Annotated in this window: 19 protein-coding genes; 17 read left to right on the top strand and 2 right to left on the bottom strand. The window is 62.6% G+C overall.

The annotated features are described in order from the left end of the window. Positions 1 to 37 precede the first annotated feature (37 nt). Positions 38 to 801, top strand: a protein-coding gene (locus tag OBACDRAFT_RS26065) for an IS5 family transposase (RefSeq protein WP_088179262.1) whose coding sequence is annotated in 2 segments (ribosomal slippage) — positions 38 to 410 and positions 410 to 801 — 765 coding nt in all. Because the reading frame shifts where the segments join, the coding sequence is not laid out codon by codon here. Beyond that, complete coding sequence (locus OBACDRAFT_RS00270) at positions 773 to 1,192, top strand: GNAT family N-acetyltransferase (protein ID WP_081721722.1); 420 nt, start codon at positions 773 to 775, stop codon at positions 1,190 to 1,192. The genes OBACDRAFT_RS26065 and OBACDRAFT_RS00270 overlap by 29 nt, the downstream gene beginning before the upstream one ends. Here OBACDRAFT_RS00270 and OBACDRAFT_RS00265 read toward each other — a convergent pair. Then, positions 1,167 to 4,373 (bottom strand): alpha-mannosidase, encoded by a 3,207-nt coding sequence (locus tag OBACDRAFT_RS00265; protein WP_052360768.1) that lies wholly within the window; start codon positions 4,371 to 4,373, stop codon positions 1,167 to 1,169. The genes OBACDRAFT_RS00270 and OBACDRAFT_RS00265 overlap by 26 nt on opposite strands. Before the next feature lie 145 nt (positions 4,374 to 4,518). Here OBACDRAFT_RS00265 and OBACDRAFT_RS24720 point away from each other — a divergent pair, with 145 nt between their 5' ends. The 6 genes from OBACDRAFT_RS24720 to OBACDRAFT_RS00235 all read left to right on the top strand — a co-directional run bounded on the left by OBACDRAFT_RS24720 (position 4,519) and on the right by OBACDRAFT_RS00235 (position 12,783). Then, positions 4,519 to 5,655 carry a substrate-binding domain-containing protein gene (locus OBACDRAFT_RS24720; protein ID WP_052360767.1) on the top strand — a complete coding sequence of 379 codons (1,137 nt, stop codon included), beginning with the start codon at positions 4,519 to 4,521 and terminating at the stop codon, positions 5,653 to 5,655. A 58-nt stretch (positions 5,656 to 5,713) separates the two neighbouring features. Next, complete coding sequence (locus tag OBACDRAFT_RS24715; protein WP_052360766.1) at positions 5,714 to 6,448, top strand: prepilin-type N-terminal cleavage/methylation domain-containing protein; 735 nt, start codon at positions 5,714 to 5,716, stop codon at positions 6,446 to 6,448. 69 nt (positions 6,449 to 6,517) lie between these two features. Further along, positions 6,518 to 8,629 (top strand): beta strand repeat-containing protein, encoded by a 2,112-nt coding sequence (locus OBACDRAFT_RS00250; protein ID WP_157836847.1) that lies wholly within the window; start codon positions 6,518 to 6,520, stop codon positions 8,627 to 8,629. A gap of 77 nt (positions 8,630 to 8,706) precedes the next feature. Beyond that, the gene (locus tag OBACDRAFT_RS00245) at positions 8,707 to 9,345 is read left to right on the top strand and encodes an SGNH/GDSL hydrolase family protein (protein WP_043581955.1); all 639 of its coding nucleotides are present in this window, start codon (positions 8,707 to 8,709) and stop codon (positions 9,343 to 9,345) included. Further along, on the top strand, positions 9,342 to 12,059 hold the full coding sequence (locus tag OBACDRAFT_RS00240) for a right-handed parallel beta-helix repeat-containing protein (protein ID WP_157836844.1): 2,718 nt from the start codon (positions 9,342 to 9,344) through the stop codon (positions 12,057 to 12,059). The genes OBACDRAFT_RS00245 and OBACDRAFT_RS00240 overlap by 4 nt, the downstream gene beginning before the upstream one ends. A 28-nt stretch (positions 12,060 to 12,087) precedes the next feature. Next, positions 12,088 to 12,783, top strand: a complete 696-nt coding sequence (locus tag OBACDRAFT_RS00235) for a hypothetical protein (RefSeq protein ID WP_043581900.1) — start codon at positions 12,088 to 12,090, stop codon at positions 12,781 to 12,783. Positions 12,784 to 12,855: 72 nt separating this feature from the next. Here the strand turns inward: OBACDRAFT_RS00235 and OBACDRAFT_RS00230 are convergent, their stop codons facing one another. Beyond that, a complete protein-coding gene (locus tag OBACDRAFT_RS00230; RefSeq protein WP_043581897.1) occupies positions 12,856 to 13,107 on the bottom strand; it encodes a hypothetical protein in 252 nt (83 codons plus the stop codon). 265 nt (positions 13,108 to 13,372) lie between these two features. Here OBACDRAFT_RS00230 and OBACDRAFT_RS00225 point away from each other — a divergent pair, with 265 nt between their 5' ends. The 9 genes from OBACDRAFT_RS00225 to OBACDRAFT_RS00185 all read left to right on the top strand — a co-directional run bounded on the left by OBACDRAFT_RS00225 (position 13,373) and on the right by OBACDRAFT_RS00185 (position 20,894). After that, entirely contained in the window at positions 13,373 to 14,263 is an 891-nt protein-coding gene (locus tag OBACDRAFT_RS00225) for a LysR family transcriptional regulator (RefSeq protein ID WP_052360764.1), read from the top strand. A 328-nt stretch (positions 14,264 to 14,591) separates the two neighbouring features. After that, a complete protein-coding gene (gene nifE, locus OBACDRAFT_RS00220; RefSeq protein ID WP_425601731.1) occupies positions 14,592 to 16,052 on the top strand; it encodes a nitrogenase iron-molybdenum cofactor biosynthesis protein NifE in 1,461 nt (486 codons plus the stop codon). Beyond that, entirely contained in the window at positions 16,049 to 17,536 is a 1,488-nt protein-coding gene (locus OBACDRAFT_RS00215; protein WP_052360782.1) for a nitrogenase component 1, read from the top strand. Before nifE ends, OBACDRAFT_RS00215 begins: the two co-directional genes overlap by 4 nt. Before the next feature lie 8 nt (positions 17,537 to 17,544). After that, entirely contained in the window at positions 17,545 to 18,867 is a 1,323-nt protein-coding gene (locus OBACDRAFT_RS00210; RefSeq protein ID WP_043581896.1) for a radical SAM protein, read from the top strand. A 50-nt stretch (positions 18,868 to 18,917) separates the two neighbouring features. Continuing rightward, positions 18,918 to 19,418, top strand: a complete 501-nt coding sequence (locus OBACDRAFT_RS00205; RefSeq protein ID WP_043581895.1) for a ferritin — start codon at positions 18,918 to 18,920, stop codon at positions 19,416 to 19,418. 61 nt (positions 19,419 to 19,479) lie between these two features. Next, complete coding sequence (locus OBACDRAFT_RS00200; protein ID WP_043581893.1) at positions 19,480 to 19,788, top strand: (2Fe-2S) ferredoxin domain-containing protein; 309 nt, start codon at positions 19,480 to 19,482, stop codon at positions 19,786 to 19,788. Between the two features lie 62 nt (positions 19,789 to 19,850). Continuing rightward, on the top strand, positions 19,851 to 20,021 hold the full coding sequence (locus OBACDRAFT_RS00195; protein ID WP_043581892.1) for a ferredoxin family protein: 171 nt from the start codon (positions 19,851 to 19,853) through the stop codon (positions 20,019 to 20,021). Positions 20,022 to 20,095: 74 nt separating this feature from the next. Then, positions 20,096 to 20,401, top strand: a complete 306-nt coding sequence (locus OBACDRAFT_RS29110) for a beta/alpha barrel domain-containing protein (RefSeq protein WP_043581891.1) — start codon at positions 20,096 to 20,098, stop codon at positions 20,399 to 20,401. After that, positions 20,391 to 20,894, top strand: a complete 504-nt coding sequence (locus OBACDRAFT_RS00185; protein ID WP_043581890.1) for a hypothetical protein — start codon at positions 20,391 to 20,393, stop codon at positions 20,892 to 20,894. Before OBACDRAFT_RS29110 ends, OBACDRAFT_RS00185 begins: the two co-directional genes overlap by 11 nt. Positions 20,895 to 21,028 lie beyond the last annotated feature (134 nt).

The following is a 21,028-nucleotide window of genomic DNA, read 5'->3' as shown; positions in this document are numbered from 1 at the left end:
AGATTGACTGAGTTTTTTTGTGATGGAGAATGTCAGCATGGCGAAAGATCAACACCGTCACGACATTTCGGACCGAGTTTGGAGCGTTCTGGAGCCGCTGCTACCTGGAAGGAAAGGAGCGTGGGGAGGGGTGGCGGAGGACAACCGCAAGTTCCTCAACGCGGTTCTGTGGATTTTACGCACTGGTGCGCCTTGGAGGGATCTTCCAGAGGATTACGGAGGGTGGAGCAACACGCACAGGCGTTTTTGTCGCTGGAGAGACAAGGGGCATTGGGAGCGCCTGTTGTCGGAACTGATGAACGAGCCCGATTTTGAGTGGCTGATGATTGATGCCAGTCATGTCAAAATCCATCCGCATGCGGCGGGAGCCAGAGGTGGAAACGAGGCGATCGGTCTGACAAAAGGGGGCGAAACACCAAACTACATTTGGCCGTGGATGCGCATGGTATGCCGGTGCGAGTCATTGTTACAGCGGGTTCCACGGCTGATTGCACACAGGCTGGCAGGTTGATTGAAGGCATTGCCGCAGACCATCTGATCGCCGACAAGGGATATGACACCAACGCCATCATCGAAATGGCGCAGGCCGCAGGCATCTGCCCGCAGATTCCTCCAAAGACCAATCGCATAGAACAACGCGAATATGACCCTTATCTTTATCGGATCAGGCATCTGGTAGAAAATGCATTCCTACGACTCAAGCAATGGCGCGGCATCGCAACCCGATACGCAAAACGAGCCTCCTCTTTCCTCGCTGCCGTCCAATTCAGGTGTGCCATCCTCTGGGCTTCAATCTCGTGACTACACGCCCTACGAAAGCCTCTCGCACGAGATCGAGTCCTCCCCCGCCCTTTTCGCGCGGCACCTCTTCGGCATGCAGCGCCGCGCCAACGCCCTCCTGGCATTTTACCACGGCATCCCCGCCGGCTTCGCCATCTGGTATCCCACCTACTCCACCTTCGCCGGGACCCCCGGCGCATTTCTGGAGGACCTCTACGTCCGGCCCGGCCTTCGGCGCCAGGGCATTGGCCGCGCCCTCTTCACCGCCTCGGCCAACGCCGCGGCGGAAGACGGTTGCGCGCGCCTCGAATGGCGCGCCCTCAAGTGGAACACCCCCGCGCTCGACTTCTACAAATCCATCGGCGCCACCCCGCTCGCCGAATGGATCACCCTGCGCCGCGAACTGGCCTGAGCTCGCGTGAAAGAATTACTGAACAAACCTTGTAAGGTTCGTACGCCAGCGACAGTTCATCCTCCATCCAGCACGGCGTTTCATCTTTATCACCAAAAATCGGATACCCCAGCACCGTTTCGCAAGCGCTCCAGCCAGGCATCAGCCTTACCATGGCCACGCCACGACGCCCCAGCGTTTCATGCAGGCGCAACAACCACCGCCCATCGGCCAACGGCTCGGCCCAGGCCGGCACCAGTGAAGGTGCGCCATCCACACCCAATAGCCCTGTGCCTTTCGGACTGCCCGCATAAGCAACGCACGGAGTGAACAACGTATCGGCCAACACAGCAGGTTGCGATTCCGCTGGAAGATCGGAGGCGAAACGTCCTACCGCCAGGCGGATCGATTGCCGTTCAAGGTCGGAGTAGCGCGGACGATTCGGCTCATCCCGCAGCGCCGGATGCAGGTCAGCCTCCGTAACCAATGCGCTGCGCAACAAGCTCACACCAACCGCTCCATCTCGCACGGTGAATCCATATTTTGCCTCGGTCACCAATGCGAAACCCTCACTCTGCGAATCATCGGAGAGAATCAACCAACGGCTTCCCGGAACCTCCCACTGGGCTTCCTCGCGATTATAGCCCGGCCATTGCCCGCGGCAGACACTGCCATAGGGAGCGCCAAACCGGGCCATTTGCCCGAGGTAGCGTGTGTTGAAAATCGCCTTGAGGCACATGGCCGGATCACGCCAGTCGACATCGTATTCGATACGCAATACAGGCTCGTCGGCGACCACGCGATATCGCACCGTAATCCGGCTTTCTTTCGCGATGCGCATCGGAAATGCCACCGAAGCCGTCACCCCGTTCCCTTCGATCACGGGGGCTCCGTCCGGCGTGGCATCCACGCCGACAACGAGCGAGTTGCGATCAATGTCCCATGCGTCAAACGCCGCCGGCTGGTCGCGATAAGCCCGCAGCACATGTCCTCCTCCGCCGGCCAAGGCCACTTCATAGCCATCCACGAGAAGCCGCGAAAGCCCGCCGGAAAGGGAAAACTCGGCTTGAACACGTGTTCCCGCCAACGATGACGCCGTGGCAACAGGAGGCGGCGCGTCAACGGTCGCAAGCGAGGCGACAGGCCCTCCCGACAGCGGAGGCAGTCTCAGGCATCGTTCGCCATCCGTCCATGAGCGCGCCACCGGCAACGGATTAAACCATCCCCGCTCGGAACCATTTTTCTGATACGCCCCTGTTTTTGCTTCAGCATCCGATCCTTCGCAAACGACTTCGCCATTCGCCACAATCAATGCCTCACGCGCCCGGGCCTTCCGCATACTTGCTTTCTGGGAGGCTCCATGATCCTGGCGGCTCAAGACAGCCTTGGTTTCCGACAACGCCTTCTCCGCCAGGCGCTCCAGTTCGACAATGCCCTCGGAGTAAACCTCCCATATGGAGCTGCCCGGGATGTAGTCGTGAAATTGGGAAAAAACCAGGCGTCGCCAGGCCTGCGCATCCACCGGACCTTCCCCGACCGCCGCATGGGCGGCCTCCTGAATCTGCAACGCCCGTTCGAGCCCTCTGAACGCAGCCTTCAGCCTGCCGTGCGTCGTGAAAACACCACGGTGCATTTCCAGCATCAGCTCGCCGGTCACGGCCGGCAGTTGCTCCCGCACACGGCTCAGACGCTCAAAGAAACCCTCGATGCTCCCCCACTCCGTGCGAGGCACTCCAGCCAGGTCCGACATGCGCCGGGCTCGCTCGCACATCTCTTCGGTCGTGCCGCCGCCTCCGTCGCCATAGCCAGCCGGAACCAAAAACTCCGGATGCACGGCGGCTTGCTGATGATGCAGCGCACTCTCGCGAAGGCGCTTCGCATCGAGCGTCTCGTTGTATCCGTTAATCAATTCAATTTGCGCGACCACCTCCGCGCCACCATCCGGTCCGCGCCAGCGGAAACTCGAATGCGGGAACCTGTTCACCACACTCCATGCCAGTTTCGTGGTAAAAAAACCCCGCACCCCCAAACCGGAGAGCAATTGAGGCAGACAGCCACTGTAACCAAAAACATCGGGCAACCAAAACACCGACGCCGGCGTTCCCCTCAGCCTGATGAAAGCCTCCTGCCCCAGGCGCAGGCTGCGGAGCAACGCTTCGCCGCAAGGCATCTGCGTGTCGCTCTCCACATAGCTCGCCCCGGTCGCCTCCCAACGTCCCGCGGCGATCAATTCCTTCACCCGCGCGTGCAACACGGGCGCGCGACGTTCCACGGCCTCGTAACTTGCCGGCTGGGAATAGCCGAAACGAAATTCCGGATACGCCTCCAGCAGCCGGGCCTGCGTCGCCCACGTGTGCACGGCCTTGAATTCGCCCACCCGCTCCGGCCACAGCCACACGAGATCAATATGGGCGTGGCCGGTCAGCACCGCCCTGAGCGATTCCCGCTCCGCCGGGTGAGCCGCGTAGAGCGCGCGCAATTCCGTTGCGAACGCCTCCAGTCCGTGCTGGTCAAACACATCGATTGCCTCATCGAGACGGGCGCACCAACGCCGGAAGAGCGGTGACGCGCGAAATGCCGGAGGCGTGAACCGCACCGGATCGGTCATGGCCTTCGGAGTGGGGCCGGGCTGCGGCGGTTGCCAGTCACGATGTTCCGCGTCGAGCACATCGAGCAGCACTTTGAGATCGTGGTACACACCCCACGCCACATCGTCGCGTGTCCACAACCTGGGCGGCGAATAGCGACTTCCCTCCTCGTCGAGCGCCGGTCCCGAATCCGGAATCCAAATACCCGTCCGCACGCAGGCGCACTCCACCAGCACCTCGGCGATTCCAGCGGGCAGCGGGCAACGCCGATGCGCCACATCCAGACCGCTGTAAGGAACGCCCTCCACATACACGGTCGCCTCGGCTTGATCCTCCCACGACAGGTACCACGTCCTGTCGCCCGCCATCGACTCCGGCAGTCGCAGCTTGAACCAGCGTTGCGCATATTTCGGCCCCCAGTGAAACGACTCCGACGGCACGGGAGAGAAGTCTGCGGCAGACAACTCCGATGCCCGGCGATGTTTGCGGAAGCTTTGTGTCTGAGTGACAGAGATCGTAACGGATACCGGCTGCCAGATTTGGTTCTGCACCCGGCGAAGGGCTTCAGCAATGCGAGCCGGGAGCAAATGCGTCAGGAACGTTTTCGTTAACATAAGGTTATGAATTAATAAAAATCGAAACTACTGATCTAGGACCTAAAATTGGGAAAATCAGGATTGACAACCTCCATGCTCCTTAACTTCTTTGAAGAAGTAAAGCGCACTTGTCTTAGAAAAATTTTCCTCAAGCCTCCCCGGCATGGAAACACTCGCCACCAACGTCACTCCTCCCATTGAGCGCCTCCGCTCCATCGTTCTGGACCCTTCCCGGGACCTCTCTCTGCACGCGCAACTGCGCAATGCCCTCCAGCGCATGATTACCGAGGACTTCGAAGATCGCGCCCGCTTTTATTCCGAAACCCAGCTCATCGACGCCCTCGGCATTTCCCAAGGCACCGTTCGCCGCGCCCTCACCGATCTTGCCAACACCGGCCTCATCCTCCGCAAACGTGCCCAGGCCACTTTCGTCCAGAAAAAGCCGCAGCTCAGCTTCCCCCGCAAACTCGCCGTCTTTGTTGTCGATTACCGCTCCGCCAACATCGCCCGTTCCCTCTCCACGCTGCACGCCGCCTGCGTGGATCAAGGCATCGAAATGCTGCCCCTCTACACCTATCAGGGACAGCACCTCAACAAGGCCTACAAACAACTCAACTTCCCTCCCACCGAAGGCGCGGTCGTCATCCTCGGCCATCCCACCGCCACCACCTACGAACTCGAACAAGCCCTTTCCGAGCGCCACTACCAGTTCGTCACCATCGACACTCTGCTCCCCAACCAGCGCGGTCACTTCGTCGGCCCCGACAACGACACCGGTGTCCGCCTCGCCATCGAACACCTCACCCAACTCGGCCACCGTCGTATCGCCCTTCTCGTTTGCGAACCCGACAACGCCAACACCCGCGCCCGCATTGCCGCCTTCACCCGTTACACCCAGGCCCTCGGCACCACTCATTCCCTCATTCACGACTGCAAAATGGTCCCGTGGGACCGCGCCTACGATGCCGGACGCAAAGCCATCGCCGAAATCTGGGCGCTTCCCTCCGCCACCCGCCCCACCGCCCTCTTTGCCGTATCCGACATGGGTGCGCTCGGCGCCATGAAATGGCTCCTCGAACAAGGCGTCCGCATCCCCGGCGACATTTCCATTATCGGCTTCGACGGCATCGACACCGGCGCCGTCTGCCATCCCGCCCTCACCTCCATCCTCCAACCCTATGAGCAAATCATAACCGAAACCATCCGCCTCGCCAAAGTCCCCGTCACCCACCCTGAACAGGTCATCATCAAACCCACCCTTCTCCAACGCGAAAGCACCGGTCCCGCCTCCGCACCCTGACGCCCCGCGTCGAGGCGCGCGTGCCGCCCCTTGTTTTTACCCCATCCCCCCTCCTCAAATGCCACCCAAAAAACCATATCCCGCGCCCCCTGCCTCCCGCCGCCTGTCTTCCGGTGCGGCGTTCACCCTCGTCGAATTGCTCGTGGTCATTGCCATCATCGGTATCCTCGCTGGCATCACCATTCCCACGGTCTCGCGGGTGCGAAAGTCCGCCCATCGCGCCACCTGCACCTCCAACCTCCGCCAGATTGGCGTCGCCTTGCTCGTTTACGCCAACGAGAACAAAAGCGAATTTCCCTCCGGCGGAAACTGGGATACCCAAATCGCCCCCCATGTAGGCATTGCCGAAAATCAGCAGAATCGATTCTGGCCGCTCTTTTTTTGCCCGATGGACAACCGCGACCGCGCTGGCGGACGTCCCCGCTCCTATTTCGCTTCCGCCCGCCCGGAGATCACATCCGGTTTGGGCGTTTTCTCAAAATGGGCGAATGGCGCTCCCACGGGACCTTCCACTCGCCTCGAACAACTCACCCGTCCCTCGCACACCATTCTTGTCTCCGAATACTTCACCGACACGTGGGGGCTCGCCAACACGCAGTTCAGCAAGGCCAATGCTTATTTGGACGCCCCGCCCTGGCTTGCCAAACCAGAGAAGCAACCCCGTCTCGCCGACGGTTCCTATTATCACGGTTCCGGCCACAATTACCTTTTCGGCGACGGTCACGTCGCCTGCCTGCCGTTCGAAAAACTGCAGCCTTCCCCAGGCATCAATCCGTGGCGCGCATTCGATTAACCTCGCCCGCACACCGCCCGTTTCCCCGTGCCTGTCTTCGCCACCACCCCGCAACGCCTACACACCGCCATGAACAAAGAATACCGTCCCCGCCGGGCGCACCGCGCCCTCGCCGCCCTGCTTGCGCTCGCGCTTCCACCCGTCTCCAGCATCACGCTCCACGCCCAGGCCACCCTCACATGGGATGCGGGCGGCGCGAACGACAACTGGTCGACCAACAACAACTGGAACCCTAACGACCCGGTCTCCGGCAACCACGCGGAGTTCGGCAACACGGGCAAAGGCGATTCCACGACGACCGGAAACTACATCGACCAGAGCGTGACGATCGAGTCGCTGTCCTATATCCAGACAGTGACCAACACGGTTACCGCGCCCTCGTTTTCCGATTACTCGAACAACTGGCAGGTCACACACATCAACCCGGGCGTGACGCTCACCATCAGCCCGACGGGCACGCCGCCCGCGAACGCGCTTTCGGTCGGGCGTGATGGGACTGCGGCGATTATCACCAACACGAAAATCCAGGGAGAAGGTGCCCTCGTGGTCAACGCAGCCTCCTCCAAAATATGGGTTAACAACCCGACGAACAGCACGTCGATCAGCGGCTATGCGATTCTCGATCTTGCGGGGCTAAGCAGCTTCACGGCTACCGTGGACACCATTGAGGTGGGAACACGATCCTCCACGGCAGATCGGGCGAGATCACTCGGGCTTTTGACCCTCGCGGCGGACAACACCATCACCACCAACAAAATCATCGTGGGGAGCACAGAAGGCATCGGCAACGGCACCGGTGTGGCTGGCGTTTCGAAGCTCCAGCTCGGCAGGACGAATGAGATTTTCGCCGACGAAATCTACATCGGAGCCGCGTCTTCCGCCGTCCAGAACCGCTCTTCCGGCGAGTTGTCCTTCCAGACATTCGAGTCCGGCCCAACCCCGGAGGCAATCATCCGCGCAAAGGATGGCGTGGGACGGGCAAATCTGACCGTCGGCAAAACCGGCGCTTCCTCCGGAACCGCCATCACGGGAACAGCCGACTTTACTGGCGGCAAGGTTGACGCGCTCCTCAACGAACTCGTCATCGGCAGCTCGATCACCGCCGCCGTCACCGGAACACTGCGCATGGCTGAAGGGACCATCGATGCGACCATCGTCCGCGTGGGATATTCGGGAGCCATGGGAAGCACCGGCCAGATCACAGGAACGCTTGACGTGGCGGGCGGTGATTTCATCGCCGACTCGATCATCCTGACGTCCACCCAGGGAACGAACAACCAGCCGGTCACGGGCAACCTGAACATTTCGGGAACGGGCAACGTCACGGTCAACAGCAACCTGACGTTGGGTTCGCGCGATAGCTCCAGTTACGCCGGCGCGCTGGTCGCCAATGTTGCCATCACCGGAGGTTCCCTCACCGTCAACGGAAACATCGCCGAAGGGACCAATCCCAACAACCTCACCTCCACGATCACCCTCGCCGGCGGCACGCTCGACCTGAGGAACGGGGCGATCATCAATCTCACGAACTTCCACCTCCAAAGCGGCACTTTGAAAAACCTCGCCGAGTTCAACGGCGGAGCAGCCCTGGTCAAAACCACCGACGGCACGCTCGAGATCGAAGGCGACAACGCCTACACTGGCGGCACCCAAATCGAAGCCGGGGCCCTCCATCTCGTTGGTATCCTCACCTCCGCCACCAATCACGTCTCCATTGCCAGCGGAGCCGCCATCGTCACAGGCGGGGGTTCCATTGCCGGAAATCTCACACTGGATGACGGAGCAACCCTTGCCGCCAGCCTTGGCGATGCCATCACTGTCACCGGCAACGTTGTCTTCGGGGGCGACGCCAACCTCGCCCTTGCGCTCGCCGCCTCCTTCACCGCCACACTTGGCGACACCTTTTCCCTTCTCATTAACGAGAATACGGACGCCGTCACCGGCGCCTTCGCCACCATCAACGGCCAGACTCTTGTCGGTGACACCTTCAGCATTGTGCATGAAGCCCTCACCTATGAGTTCCAACTTTCCTATACCGGCGACGGTCAGTCGCTCACCGGCGGCAACGACATCGTCGTGCAAGTCGCCGCCATCACCGCCGTCCCCGAACCCTCCACCGTCGCCCTTTTCCTCGGTTTCTGTGCCTCGGGATTCATTATGCTGAGCCGCCGCCATCGATGATTTCTCCGCTAAAACTCATCCGGGCCATACCTCTCACCGGGATACTGATTCTCAACGCAATTCCGGCACCTCCCCTCATGCCTTCCCTTTACATTGTCGGCGACAGCATCTCCGTCCACTACGCGCCCTTTCTCGAAAAACACCTGCACGGCCTCTTCACCTGTATCCACCGCGAAGGTGCGGAGGAAGCCCTGCGCAATCTCGACCTCCCCGCCGGAGCCAACGCCGGCGACTCCTCCCGCGTTCTCCAGTTTCTCCGTTGGAAACAGGAACACGGCGGCATCGACGCCGACTACCTCCTGCTCAACTGCGGACTCCACGACCTCCGAACCGATCCCGTCAGCGGTCGCAAAAAGACACCGCTTGAAACCTACACCGCCAATCTCCGGGCCATCGTCGCCACCGCCGCCACCCTGCGCCCGCGCCTCATCTGGGTGCGCATCACACCCTGCCACGATGCGATCCACAACCGCCCCGGACTCGACTTCCATCGCCACGCCGCCGACGTCGACGCCTACAACGCCGCGGCTGACTCCGTCATGCGTGAGCACAACATCCCCTCAATCGACCTGCACACCTTCACGCTTAACCAATCTACCGTCCCGGACGGCTCCGACCTGTATTGCGACCACATCCATTTCACGCCTGCCATCCGCGAAAAACAAGCCGCCTTCATCGCCGGCTGGCTGACCGGATACGTTGCCCTCTCCCATTGACACCCTTTCCCAGCATGGAAGATCCCCCCCCCCCTGTTGTCCTCACCCAAAACCGTCCGTGCACGCCCGCGACGTTTCGCCCTCTTCGATGGAGCCTTCCCGGTTTTGTTGCCGCCGGCATTCTGTTCCTTGGGGGACATCTCCCTGCGCTCGCGCAGGAGAGTCTTTCCGTCAAAAACCTCCCGGCCTCATTTTACGATCGGCCCGGGCTGGAGAACATGCCGAGAATCAACTACGAAGACATGCGCGTGGTGAGCGTCCGGGACCACGGCGCCCTCGGCGATGGAATCACCGATGACAAAGCCGCTTTCGACCGCGCCATCAGCACTCTGCAGCCGGAAGGCGGCATCGTGTTCGTGCCCGCCGGACGTTACTACTTCGCCTCCGCCCCCCTCCCGCAACGCCATGGATGGACGCCGCGCGTCGGCCTGAAACCTCTGGCGAATATCCATTTTGTCGGCGAAGGCGATCCCTCCGAGATCCTGTTCCGTCATCCCGCATCGGATACGGACACCGTTTTTTACGGCTGGCACCTTGATGGTGCGACCCGCCTCAGTCTCCGCGACCTGCGTTTCGTGGTGGAGCCCCTCCTGCAAATGCGCTGGGCGCCAGGCACCGGCATCACCTCCGTCAATCTCGGGGGCAAGGCCGGTGACATCCAGATCGTTCGTGTATCCTTCGAACAAGGACGCATGGGCGTCGTCTCATGGAACGAGGGAGAACGCCTCTGGATCGTTGACTGCGACGTCCGCAACACCTCCGCCGATTCGATCCATGTTCGCAACGGCAACGACGTCACCGTCGCCTGGTGTCGCATCGAGAACAGCGGCGACGACGGGGTCGCCCTGTGGATGGCCACCAACGACAACCAGCGGGTCGATTATTCCCTCTGGGGGAGAAATTACCGCGCTCTTCACAACACCGTGATCGGCACCCGCTGGGGTCGCGGCATCGGCGTCAGCGGAAAAAACATTGAGGTTCGCGACAACTGGGTCGAAGGCACCGTTTTCCCCGGCATCCTCGTAATGGACCACGACAAAGGCGAGGGATTGCCTCCTTCGGAGGATGTTCTGGTCGGGAACAACACCGTGATCCGCGCCGGCCTCGTTGTCCGACCCGACAACAACCTTGTCGGTTACAACACCAGCGCCGGCATCCTCGTCGCCGAGGACACCGGAACCACGCGCCTCGTTGGCAACCGGATCCTCTCCGGTCAGGGCGAGGGCGTCGGCCTGGGCTACCCCTTTCCACTGAGAAACCGCCGGATAGAAATCGCCGGCAATGAGATTGCCGGTAATTTGGGAGAGGCAATCCGGGCCACTCCGACCAGGGATTCACGTATCGAATCACTGGATATCCACGATAACCGCTTGTCGGGGAACGCCGGGGGAGCCATCCGCGTCGGCATGGACAAGATTGCCGCCATGTCTCCGCCCAATCCGGGGGCGATCCACCAGGACAATGAGCCGGTTCCGGAGGATGTTTTCGCCCGTCCGCGCCGTGCGCCGGACGAAACCCGCTGGGCTCTCCCCGCCGCCGTCAACACCGGCGGTCTGCCTCAGATCAACGTCCGCGACCACGGCGCCCGGGGTGACGGCCTTCACAACGATCTTCCCGCCTTCCTCGACGCCATTGCCGCCGCTCCCGCAGACGGCGCGGTCATCCATGTTCCCGCCGGGACCTGGCGCCTCGTCCCTCAATCCGGAGCGGAGGATGCCCCCGGCACCGCCATCCGCCAGCACCTCCTCATCCGACGCTCCTCCGGCCCTCTCCATTTCGTCGGCGACGGTAACGACACCCGCATCGTATTCTCCAGCCGCTCCCGCCAAGGAATCCGATTCCTGGATACAGACGGCGGTTCCATCCAGAACATGACGCTTCGCTATGAAGGTGAAGTTTCCGGACCGCGCAACCGGGCTGCGCTGGATGTCAGCGCCTCGCGCGACATCGTCCTCCAAAACCTGACGATTACGCATTCCAGCGGCCCCGGTATCCTCCTCGATTCCTCCGACCGGGTCGCCGTGCGCGACAGCCGCATCTCCGCCTGCGCCACGGAAGGCATCCGCCTCCTCGCCTCCCGTCAGGTGGAGATCACCCGGTGCGATATTCGGGACACGACCCGCACCGGCATTTTGGTTTTCTGGCTGGGCGGCATCGCCCGCGAGCCGCAGTATCTGAAAATACATGATAATAAAATCGCCGCCTCCGAATACGGCGCCGGCATCGGCCTGGCCGGCGGCACGGAGATTGAAGTAAGCGGGAACACGATCAGCGACTGCGGACTCACCGGCATTGCGATTTATGAACAAGCCCGCGCCTTCAACGCCCGCAAGGTTCGCATCCTCGACAACACGATTTCCACCGGCGCGCCCAACCCGTGGACCTACGCCAGAGGCGCGGTCAGCATTTACACGATATTCGGCGGGAAAACGCTCGCCACTGACTACATGCTCCGGGGCAATCAACTGACCAATCCGCACGGCCCCGCCATCTGGGTTTCCTCCTGCAAACCGTCGAGACAACAAAACCCCCATGCGATCAAATCGCTGCGTATCACCGGCAACCATTTCACCGCCCCCGTCGGCGTGGAGATCGCCGACTCCCTGATCGAATCCCTTGTCGTCACCGGCAACGCCTTCACCAGCGGTGCAGGTAACTTTGTAAAAATGACAACCGCTCAGCGCGCTGGCATCCTGAACGCGAAACTCCAATGACACCAATCCACACACGTCATCACCAACCATGAAAACACACGAACCCCGACGCAGTCGCCCCCTTTGGTTCCTTGCGGCAGCGATGCTGCCATTGCTCCTGACGGCGACACCAGTTCCCGAAGTATTCACACAAACCTTTGAAGACGCATCATCGGATGACACCTGGCAAAACGTCTCCCAACGAGGCAAGCCGGGTATCAGGATACTCGACGACGGCAAACCGGCCTTGCGGATCAACAACCATGTCATTGGCCATGCGTTGCCCAAAACCTTGAAAAAATCGTTCTCCATTGAAGTGGAGACCTTGCATTCGGAGGCCGGCGCATTGCTTTGGTTTGGCCTGTTCGACAGCACGCTGGGAAAAGGCTACATCGTCAGATGGAGCCTTCCGCCTGCGAACAATGCAGCGGGATCTTTCTCGATCAGAATGGTCAACAATGTCGCCGCTGGCGAAAAGCCCGAAATTTTACTGAGAAATCAAGACCGCACCCCCCAGTCCAAAGTGCTGGGGGCGGATCGTGTGCCGTCCCCCCGTCCCGCTCTCCAGACTCCCCCGGCCAGGCTGAAGCTGACATGGGAAAAAGCCACCGGCCAGTTGATGCTGGAATGCGACGGACAAGTGCTGGCGAAGACCGAGGACTCCGAACTGGACTCCTTTGAAAACGTCCTGCTTTCGGGCAATCGTTTTTCGATCTATCGCAGTGTCAGAATCACGGGAGAATAGGTTTACACCGTCTCCTCTTCTCCCGGAAAAGGCATGGCACCGCTCCCGCTATAGGAGACGGCAGCCAATGGTTCAGATCGCCGACAATTTGCCACCTGCCACATCGACGCCGCCCGTCGCCACGCCTTCGTCGATCGTCACTCCCTCCGCCGTCGCGCAGTCCATCGCCATCCTTCCCGCCCGCGCCGCGTCGATCACCGATTTTTCACTACGATTGGCTACGCCGGCGCCATCCGCCTCATCGACCAGATCACCAGCGCCCTTTTCAACAAGAAGGACCGCGCCTGCCCGGAGGAATGGTTCGAGCTTGTCATGTAATGCCATACCACACGAAGCGGCGGCGAAAAACGCCTCCGGACGCGCGCCAGCGCGCTCCGAAACCGCTGCTGCCACCTGTTGGTTCCGCCCCTCAAACCAGCGGGGCTGCCGCCCCGTCCGGCGGCGGAGACGCCGCCGTTCCGGCCGCTCCCTGCGCCTGCGGCCACACGCCGACGCCCGGCGCGCCCACCGCTTGTTCGCTTTCCCGGCTGCCGCGCGGAATGACTTTGATGTTTCCACACTGGTAACCTGAAGTTACAAGCCACCCTGAATGGAACTCAGGCACCTGCGTTATTTTCTGGCTGTCGCGGAGGAATTGAATTTTCGCCGCGCGGCAGACCGGCTGCGGATCAGCCATCCTGCGCTCAGCAAACAGATCAGGGATCTCGAGCAAGAATTGGGCGTCAGGCTGCTTGAGCGGACCACGGTCAGCGTCTGGCTGACGAAGGCCGGGCAACAGTTCAGGAAAGACTCCCTGAAAATCCTCTCGTCCGTAGACCTTGCGGTGGCCGCCCTGCTCGACGAAGCGGAAGAACCGCGTCAGCTCATGGTGGGAACAGCCGGCCCCTTCTGGGAAAGCGTGCTGCCGGACGTCCTGAAGCGATTTCGCAAGAACCATTCGCAGGTGAAATTTCACATACTGGACAAGCATCCGCGGGACCAGATCGACGCCCTGCAACGGGGCGAAATCCAGATCGCCTTCGTCAGCAAGCGGGAGGCGATTCCCCGCGCCAACTTCGACCAGACTCTGATGCTGCGTTCTCCCTTCGGGGTGGTCCTGGGTCGTGACCACCCGCTGGCGCGCCAGCGCAAGGTGCGCTGGGACGACATCCGCCAGGAAACATTTTTGTTCCTCGGATCCGGCCGGGGATCGCCCCATTTGCAGGACATCCGCAAGCTGCTGCCGCGAAAGGGTCTTTCCCGGCAGCAACTCAAAAACGTCGACAGCATCAATGCTCTCGTGCCTCTGATCGCTTCAGGGCAAGGCATCAGCCTCCTCCCCAAGGCGCTTGTGACCGCCCGGCAACGACAAGTCTGCTACCGTCCATTGGACGATGCACGGACGCAGCTCCAGTTCCAGCTCTGGGCGGTATGGCGAACCGGCGACCGGTCAAAACTGCTGAAGGATTTTATCGGCGAACTCAGATCGCGGGGCTCCTGACAGGGTTTCCGTCACCGCCCCTCCCGGCCACAAAAATCCCACATTTTTGTAGGATCACCCTCCCGGAGCCGACCCTTCGGTAGCTTTTCCCCCGCCACTGACTGGCCGGTTTACATGCCCGTCAAAAAAACTCCATTTTTATCCCTCTAAAAACCAGCAAGTAACACCATCACATCCTCCCTCCCCAAAGGCATGGCACCGCTCCCGCTATAGGAGACGGCAGCCAATGGTTCAGATCGCCGACAATTTGCCACCTGCCACATCGACGCCTCCCGCCGCCACGCCTTCGTCTGTCGTCGCTCCCTCCGCCGTCGCGCAGTCCATCGCCATCCTTCCCGCCCGCGCCGCGTCGATCACGATCGCCGGGGCCGCCGCCTCCGCTCCCGCGCCGCTCGCCTGCGACCGCAACAGTCTCGCCGGTTCCGTCACCCAGCGCGCGTGCGCCTTCTGCGGCTCGCGCGTCATTCTTTATCCCATCGCCGATGCCCTGCATCTCGTGCACGGCCCCATCGGCTGCGCGGCCTACACCTGGGACATCCGCGGCGCGCAGAGCAGCGGCTCCCAGCTCTTCCGCAACAGCTTCTCCACCGACCTCCAGGAAATGGACGTCATCTACGGCGGTGAGAAAAAACTCGGAGCCGCCCTCCGCGAACTCATCGCCCGTCATTCGCCCAAGGCCGCCTTCGTTTACTCCACCTGTATCGTCGGCGTCATCGGCGACGACGTGGAGGCCATCTGCAAGAGCGTCGCCCGCGACACCGGCATCCCCGTCATTCCCGTCGCCTCCGAAGGCTTCAAAGGCACCAAAAAAACCGGATACCGCGCCGCCTGCGATGCGGTGTATCGCCTCGTCGGCACCGGCGACATTTCCGACATTCCTCCCGTCAGCATCAATCTCCTCGGGGACTTCAACATCGCCGGCGAGACCTGGGTCATTCGCGACTACTTCCGGCGCATGGGCGTGAATGTCGTCTCCACGCTCACCGGCGACGGCCGCGTCGATGACATCCGCCGCTGCCACGGCGCGAAGCTCAATCTCGTGCAGTGCTCCGGCTCCATGACCTCGCTCGCGAAGATGCTGGAGAAAGACCACGGCATCCCCTTCAAGCGCGTCTCCTTCTTCGGCATCGAGGACATGTCGTCCGCGCTCTACGAAGTGGCCGGCCACTTCTCCGCGCAAGACCCCGGACTGACCGGGCGCACCCAGGCCGTCGTTCGCGAGGAAATCGAAAAGATCATGCCCGAGCTGCGCCGCCACCGGGAAAAGCTCACCGGCAAAAAGGCGGCCATCTATGTCGGCGGCGCGTTCAAGGCCTTCTCGCTTGTCCGCGCCCTGCGCACCCTCGGCATGACCACCGCCCTCGTCGGCACCCAGACCGGCGACAAGGACGACTACGAGATGCTCCGCCAGATGTGCGACCCCGGCACCGTCATCGTGGACGATTCCAACCCGCTCGAACTCGCCAAATTCTGCCTCGAAAAAGACGTCGATCTTTTCATCGGCGGCGTGAAGGAGCGCCCCATCGCGTACAAACTCGGCATCGGTTTCTGCGACCACAACCACGAGCGCAAGGAGGCGCTCGCCGGCTACGTCGGCATGCTCAATTTCGCCCGCGAGGTATACGCCAGCGTCATGTCTCCAGTCTGGAAATACACACCGCGCCGTGCCGCGCGTCCTCACCACGGAGCGGCGGCGCCCCCGCCGCCGGACGCGCGTCAGCGCGCCCAATTCTGCGGGACTGTCGTCCCGTCCGACGGCGGGGACGCCGCCGCTCCACTCCCGTCATGATCGCCCCCACCGAATCCTTTGCCCGCGTCAACGGCATCGGTGCCGAGCCTTATCCCAACGCCACGACCAATGCCTGCAAGCTCTGCACACCGCTCGGTGCCTGCCTCGCCTTCCGCGGCGTGCGGGGCGCGGTTCCGTTTCTCCACGGCTCGCAGGGCTGCGCCACCTACATCCGGCGGTACGTCATCAGCCATTTCCGGGAGCCGATGGACATCGCCGCGTCCAACTTTTCCGAAAGCAGCGCCGTCTTCGGCGGCGGCCTGAATGTCCGCATCGGGCTCGAAAACGTCATCCGCCAGTACAAACCCGAACTCGTCGGGCTCGCCACCACCTGCCTCAGCGAAACCATCGGCGAAGACCTGGCCAGCCACCTCCGCGATTTCCACAAAGCGCATTCCGATGGGATCAACGGCGCGCCTCTTCCGCCCATCGTTCCCGTCTCCTGCGCCAGCTACCGCGGCACCCATGCCAACGGCTTCCACGACACCGTGCGCGCCCTTGTCGAAACCCTCTGCCCCGGAGCGGCGGCGTCCCCGCCGCCGGACGGGACGACAGTCCCGCAGGATTGGGCGCGCGGGCGCGCGTCCGGCGGCGGGGACGCCGCCGCTCCATCGGACTCCGTCGCGCTTTTTCCCGGCATGCTCTCGCCGGCCGATCTTCGCGAGCTCAAGCGCATCGCCGCCGCCTTCGCCCTGCCGGTCACGATCCTGCCCGACTACAGCGACACGCTCGACGGCCCGTCGTGGGACGACTACGAAAAACTTCCCGCCGGCGGCACGTCCGTTGACGCCATCCACACGCTCGCCCGCGCTCGCGTATCCATCGAATTCGGACGCGTCCTCGCCCACGCCTCGGCCACCGCGGCGACCGTGCTCGCGCGCCGCCACGGAATCCTTCCCTATCGCCTCGGACTTCCGATCGGATTGCGCGAGACCGACCGTTTCATCGAACACCTCACCGCCCTCGCCGACCAAAAAATCCCCGACGAACTCACGCTTGAGCGCGGCCGGCTCATCGACAGCTGGGTGGACGGTCACAAATACGTCTTTGAAAAACGCGCCCTCGTTTACGGCGAGGAGGATCTCGTCGTCGGGCTCGCCTCCCTGCTCACCGAGTTTGGCGTGGTTCCCGTGCTCTGCGCCTCCGGCGGACGCAGCGGCCACCTTGCCAAGGCCCTCCATGCCGCCGTGCCCGAGCTCGACGAACGCACCCACATCCGCGAAGGCGCCGACTTCGCCGACATCGCCGCCCAGGCCGCCGAACTCCAGCCCGATTTTCTCATCGGTTCCAGCAAGGGATACAGCCTCGCCCGCCAGCTCAACGTCCCCCTCATCCGCTGCGGCTTCCCCGTCCACGACCGCATCGGCGGCCAGCGCATCCTCCACGCCGGTTACGCCGGCGCGCAGTCTCTCTACGACCGCATCGTCAACGCCCTCCTCGACCGAAAACAGGAGGATTCACCCATCGGCTACAGCTATCTGTAATCAAAACCATGATACACGAAATCACCGAGTCCGCCTCCTCTTCCGCACTTTCGCCCGCCGCCGTCGCGCTGGATTTCAGCAAGCATCCCTGCTTCAATAAATCCTCGCACCACACCCACGGCCGCATCCACCTGCCCGTCGCTCCACGCTGCAACCTCCAGTGCAACTTCTGCAACCGCAAGTTCGACTGCATGAACGAGAGCCGGCCCGGCGTCACCAGCGCCGTCCTCACCCCTTCCCAGGCCGCCGACTACCTCGACGACACCCTCAAGCGCGTTCCCAACCTCGCCGTCACCGGCATCGCCGGCCCCGGCGATCCCTTCGCCAACGCCGTCGAGACCATGGCCACCCTCACCGCCGTGCGCCGCAGGCACAAGGACATGATCCTCTGCCTCGCCACCAACGGCCTCGGCCTCGCTCCCCACATTGACAACCTCGCCGCCCTCCAGGTCTCTCACGTCACTCTCACCGTCAACGCCGTCGATCCTGAAATCGGCGCTCGTATCTACGCATGGATACGCGACGGACACCGCCCCATGCGCGGTCTCGCCGCCGCCCAGCTCCTCCTCGACCGTCAGATCGACGCCATCCAGCGCCTCAAGCAGCACGGCATCGTCGTCAAGATCAACACCATCATCATGCCCGGCATCAACGACCAGCACATCGAGGACGTCGCCGTCAAAATGGCCGCGCTCGACGTCGACATCATGAACTGCATGGCCTTCCTCCCCGTCGCCGGCGCCGAGTTCGAAAACATCCCCCCGCCCGATGGCGCCCTTGTAGCGGGAACGCGACTACGCGCCGGACGCCACGTCGCGCAAATGACCCACTGCGCACGCTGCCGCGCCGACGCCGTCGGCCTCATCAACCAGCCCATGACCGCCCAGGATCACGCCGCCCTCGTCGCCTTCTCCCGCCCCGACCTCTCCAAACGCCCCTACATCGCCGTCGCCTCGCAGGAGGGTATGCTCGTCAACCAACACCTCGGCGAGGCCGCCCGCGTCCTCGTTTTCAAGCAAGACGAAAGCACCCCGTCCGGCTGCAAGTTCGTCGAAGTCCGCCGCGCCCCGCAACCCGGCTCTGGCCCCGCCCGCTGGAGCGAGTTCGCCGACCTCCTCCACGATTGCCGCGCCCTCCTCGTCTCCGCCGCCGGCCCGCAGCCGCGCCGTGCGCTCGAAGAACGCGGCGTCCGCATCGTCGAGATGGAAGGCATGATCGAGGAAGGTCTCACCGCCATCTTCAAAGACCAGCCCATCCCCGCCTCCCTCACCCGCCGCTTCACCAGTTGCGGTGGCTCCGGCTGCAAAGGTGCCGGCACCGGCTGCGGCTGAGGCAACGCCCCGCGCCGCCATCTTGAATTTCATCTCTCAAATTTTCCATTATGTCACCGATTCTCGCCACCGCCTTCAACCAGCAAGCCAACCGCGAGCACTACACCTCGCTCATGTTTCTCGCCCTCAAATACTGGGCGGAGACGGAGCAGCATGCGGGCTTCGCCAAATTCTTCGCCCTTCAGGCCGAGGAAGAGGAGTCTCACGCCAAGAAGTTTTATCAGCATCTCACCGACCGCGGCGCCACGCCTGTGATCGGCCCCGTCGCCTCGCCCCCCGCCACCTATCCTGACCTCCTCACCGTCGCCCAGGCGCTCTACGACCACGAACGCGAAAACACCAGGTGCATCCACGCCGTGTATGAAGCCGCCCTCGCCGAGAAGGACTACGCCGCGCAGGTGTTTCTCCACGAATTCATCACCGAGCAGGTCGAGGAGGAGGCCTGGACCGACCGCCTCCTCGAACGCACCCGCCGCGCCACCTGCTGTGGCGGCCTCTTCAACCTCGACCATCACCTCGTCAAGGACCTCCTCGGCGACAAGGCCGCCTGAAACGATCCTCCTTTGTAACCAAAGATCAACTACAACCTCAGCCGCTCTTCCACCCGCTCCCATGTCCAAGCCAACTCATCACCTGTTCGTGTGCGGCAGCTTCCGCGCCAACGGCGAACGCCAGGGCGTTTGCCACAAAAAAGACTCCATGAGTCTCCTCTCCTACCTGCAAAGCGAGGTGCAGGATCGCATGCTCGACGGCGTCGAGATCGCCGTGACCGGCTGCATGAATTTCTGCGTCAAAGGCCCCGTCATGGTCGACTACCCGGCGGGCAACTTTTATCGCGTCCCCGACAACGCCGCTATCGACGCCATCCTCGACGCCATCGAGGAAGACGCGGTGGCCGAGGACTACCTCATCCCCGAATAACCACCCGGAGCGCCTAGGCACGACAACGCTGCTCCCACATCCTCTGCATCCCATCCGCCGCCATGTCCTACGAAATCACCGCCGAAAAATGCGTCGCCTGCGGTGCCTGCGAAAGCGACTGCCCCGCCAGCGCGATAAATCCCGGCACCCCCTACCGCATCGACCCCGAAAAATGCATGGACTGCGGCGCCTGCGCCGACGCCTGCCCCGAAGGTGCCCCCCACCCCGGCTGACCTCTAAGGAGCGGCGACGTCCCCGTCGCCGCTCCTGCCGCCAATCGAACCCGCTATCATTCTCCCGTCCACCCATGCCACCCGCCCGCCTCCACCTCATCGACACCACGCTGCGCGACGGTGAGCAGGCACCCGGCGTGGTCTTCAGCCGCCAGGACAAAGTCGCCATCGCCTTGGCCCTGATCGAGACCCGCGTGCCCGAGTTCGAAGTCGGCATCCCCGCCACCGGCGACGAAGTGATCGACGACATCAACGCCGTCGCCGACACCCTCGCGGGCTGCGCCCGCGACCTCTCATCCACAAAGTCCTCTCCCTCCATGGTTCCTATCGGACCCATTCGTCCCATCCGTCCTATTCCCTTCCCGCCGCATGAGCTTTAAATCCTACGCCATCACCACACTCGACGACGACTCGATCGAGCTTGCCGATCCGCAGCCCCTCGTCTTCTCCGGCCACCACGGCCTCATCGCTCGCTTCGTCCGCGCCGAACCCAAGCGAGCTATCGACCCCTGGAAACTCTGCCCCGGAGAACTCCACGCCCTGGCCTTCCCCGAAGGCTTCACCGGCGAACGCGCCATCGTCTTCGAGGAAACCACCGAGACCACCCTCGAAATCCAATGGCTGCAAAGCATCCACGGCCAGTCCGCCGCCCGCACCGAGATGCTCTTCAGCTTCACCCCGCTCCGGATCGAATCCGCCCGCCTCCCCCTGCGCGTGCGCCCGCCCACCGTCAGCCGCACCTACGCCGAGGAACTCGTGCTCGAAGGCGGCGTGCTCTCCCCCCAAGGCACCTGGCGCTGGTGCAAGCCCCACCTCAACCTCGGCGGCGTCGTCCTCCAACGCCAGCCCACGCTCGCCGGCCGCCCCCTCTGACCCATTTCCACCATGCCACCACACTCGCCGAAACCAAATCTGCCGCCACCACGCCCACGCTCGAAGCGCTCCGCCAGTTGCTCTTCCCCAGCGTCGGCCTCGGCACTCTGGCCAGCGGCGCGCGCCGCATCACC

It is taken from the genome of Geminisphaera colitermitum TAV2, assembly GCF_000171235.2.
In the GTDB taxonomy this organism is placed as follows: Bacteria; Verrucomicrobiota; Verrucomicrobiia; order Opitutales; family Opitutaceae; genus Geminisphaera; species Geminisphaera colitermitum.
This window is presented reverse-complemented; position numbering and strand designations above follow the sequence as displayed.

Bases quoted from the DNA above. Each gene is read 5' to 3' on its own strand.
- OBACDRAFT_RS00265 (WP_052360768.1), bottom strand. From the start codon at position 4,373: ATGTTAACGAAAACGTTCCTGACGCATTTGCTCCCGGCTCGCATTGCT.
- OBACDRAFT_RS24720 (WP_052360767.1), top strand. From the start codon at position 4,519: ATGGAAACACTCGCCACCAACGTCACTCCTCCCATTGAGCGCCTCCGC.
- OBACDRAFT_RS24715 (WP_052360766.1), top strand. From the start codon at position 5,714: ATGCCACCCAAAAAACCATATCCCGCGCCCCCTGCCTCCCGCCGCCTG.
- OBACDRAFT_RS00250 (WP_157836847.1), top strand. From the start codon at position 6,518: ATGAACAAAGAATACCGTCCCCGCCGGGCGCACCGCGCCCTCGCCGCC.
- OBACDRAFT_RS00245 (WP_043581955.1), top strand. From the start codon at position 8,707: ATGCCTTCCCTTTACATTGTCGGCGACAGCATCTCCGTCCACTACGCG.
- OBACDRAFT_RS00235 (WP_043581900.1), top strand. From the start codon at position 12,088: ATGAAAACACACGAACCCCGACGCAGTCGCCCCCTTTGGTTCCTTGCG.
- OBACDRAFT_RS00230 (WP_043581897.1), bottom strand. From the start codon at position 13,107: ATGGCATTACATGACAAGCTCGAACCATTCCTCCGGGCAGGCGCGGTC.
- OBACDRAFT_RS00225 (WP_052360764.1), top strand. From the start codon at position 13,373: ATGGAACTCAGGCACCTGCGTTATTTTCTGGCTGTCGCGGAGGAATTG.
- OBACDRAFT_RS00215 (WP_052360782.1), top strand. From the start codon at position 16,049: ATGATCGCCCCCACCGAATCCTTTGCCCGCGTCAACGGCATCGGTGCC.
- OBACDRAFT_RS00210 (WP_043581896.1), top strand. From the start codon at position 17,545: ATGATACACGAAATCACCGAGTCCGCCTCCTCTTCCGCACTTTCGCCC.
- OBACDRAFT_RS00205 (WP_043581895.1), top strand. From the start codon at position 18,918: ATGTCACCGATTCTCGCCACCGCCTTCAACCAGCAAGCCAACCGCGAG.
- OBACDRAFT_RS00200 (WP_043581893.1), top strand. From the start codon at position 19,480: ATGTCCAAGCCAACTCATCACCTGTTCGTGTGCGGCAGCTTCCGCGCC.
- OBACDRAFT_RS00195 (WP_043581892.1), top strand. From the start codon at position 19,851: ATGTCCTACGAAATCACCGCCGAAAAATGCGTCGCCTGCGGTGCCTGC.
- OBACDRAFT_RS29110 (WP_043581891.1), top strand. From the start codon at position 20,096: ATGCCACCCGCCCGCCTCCACCTCATCGACACCACGCTGCGCGACGGT.
- OBACDRAFT_RS00185 (WP_043581890.1), top strand. From the start codon at position 20,391: ATGAGCTTTAAATCCTACGCCATCACCACACTCGACGACGACTCGATC.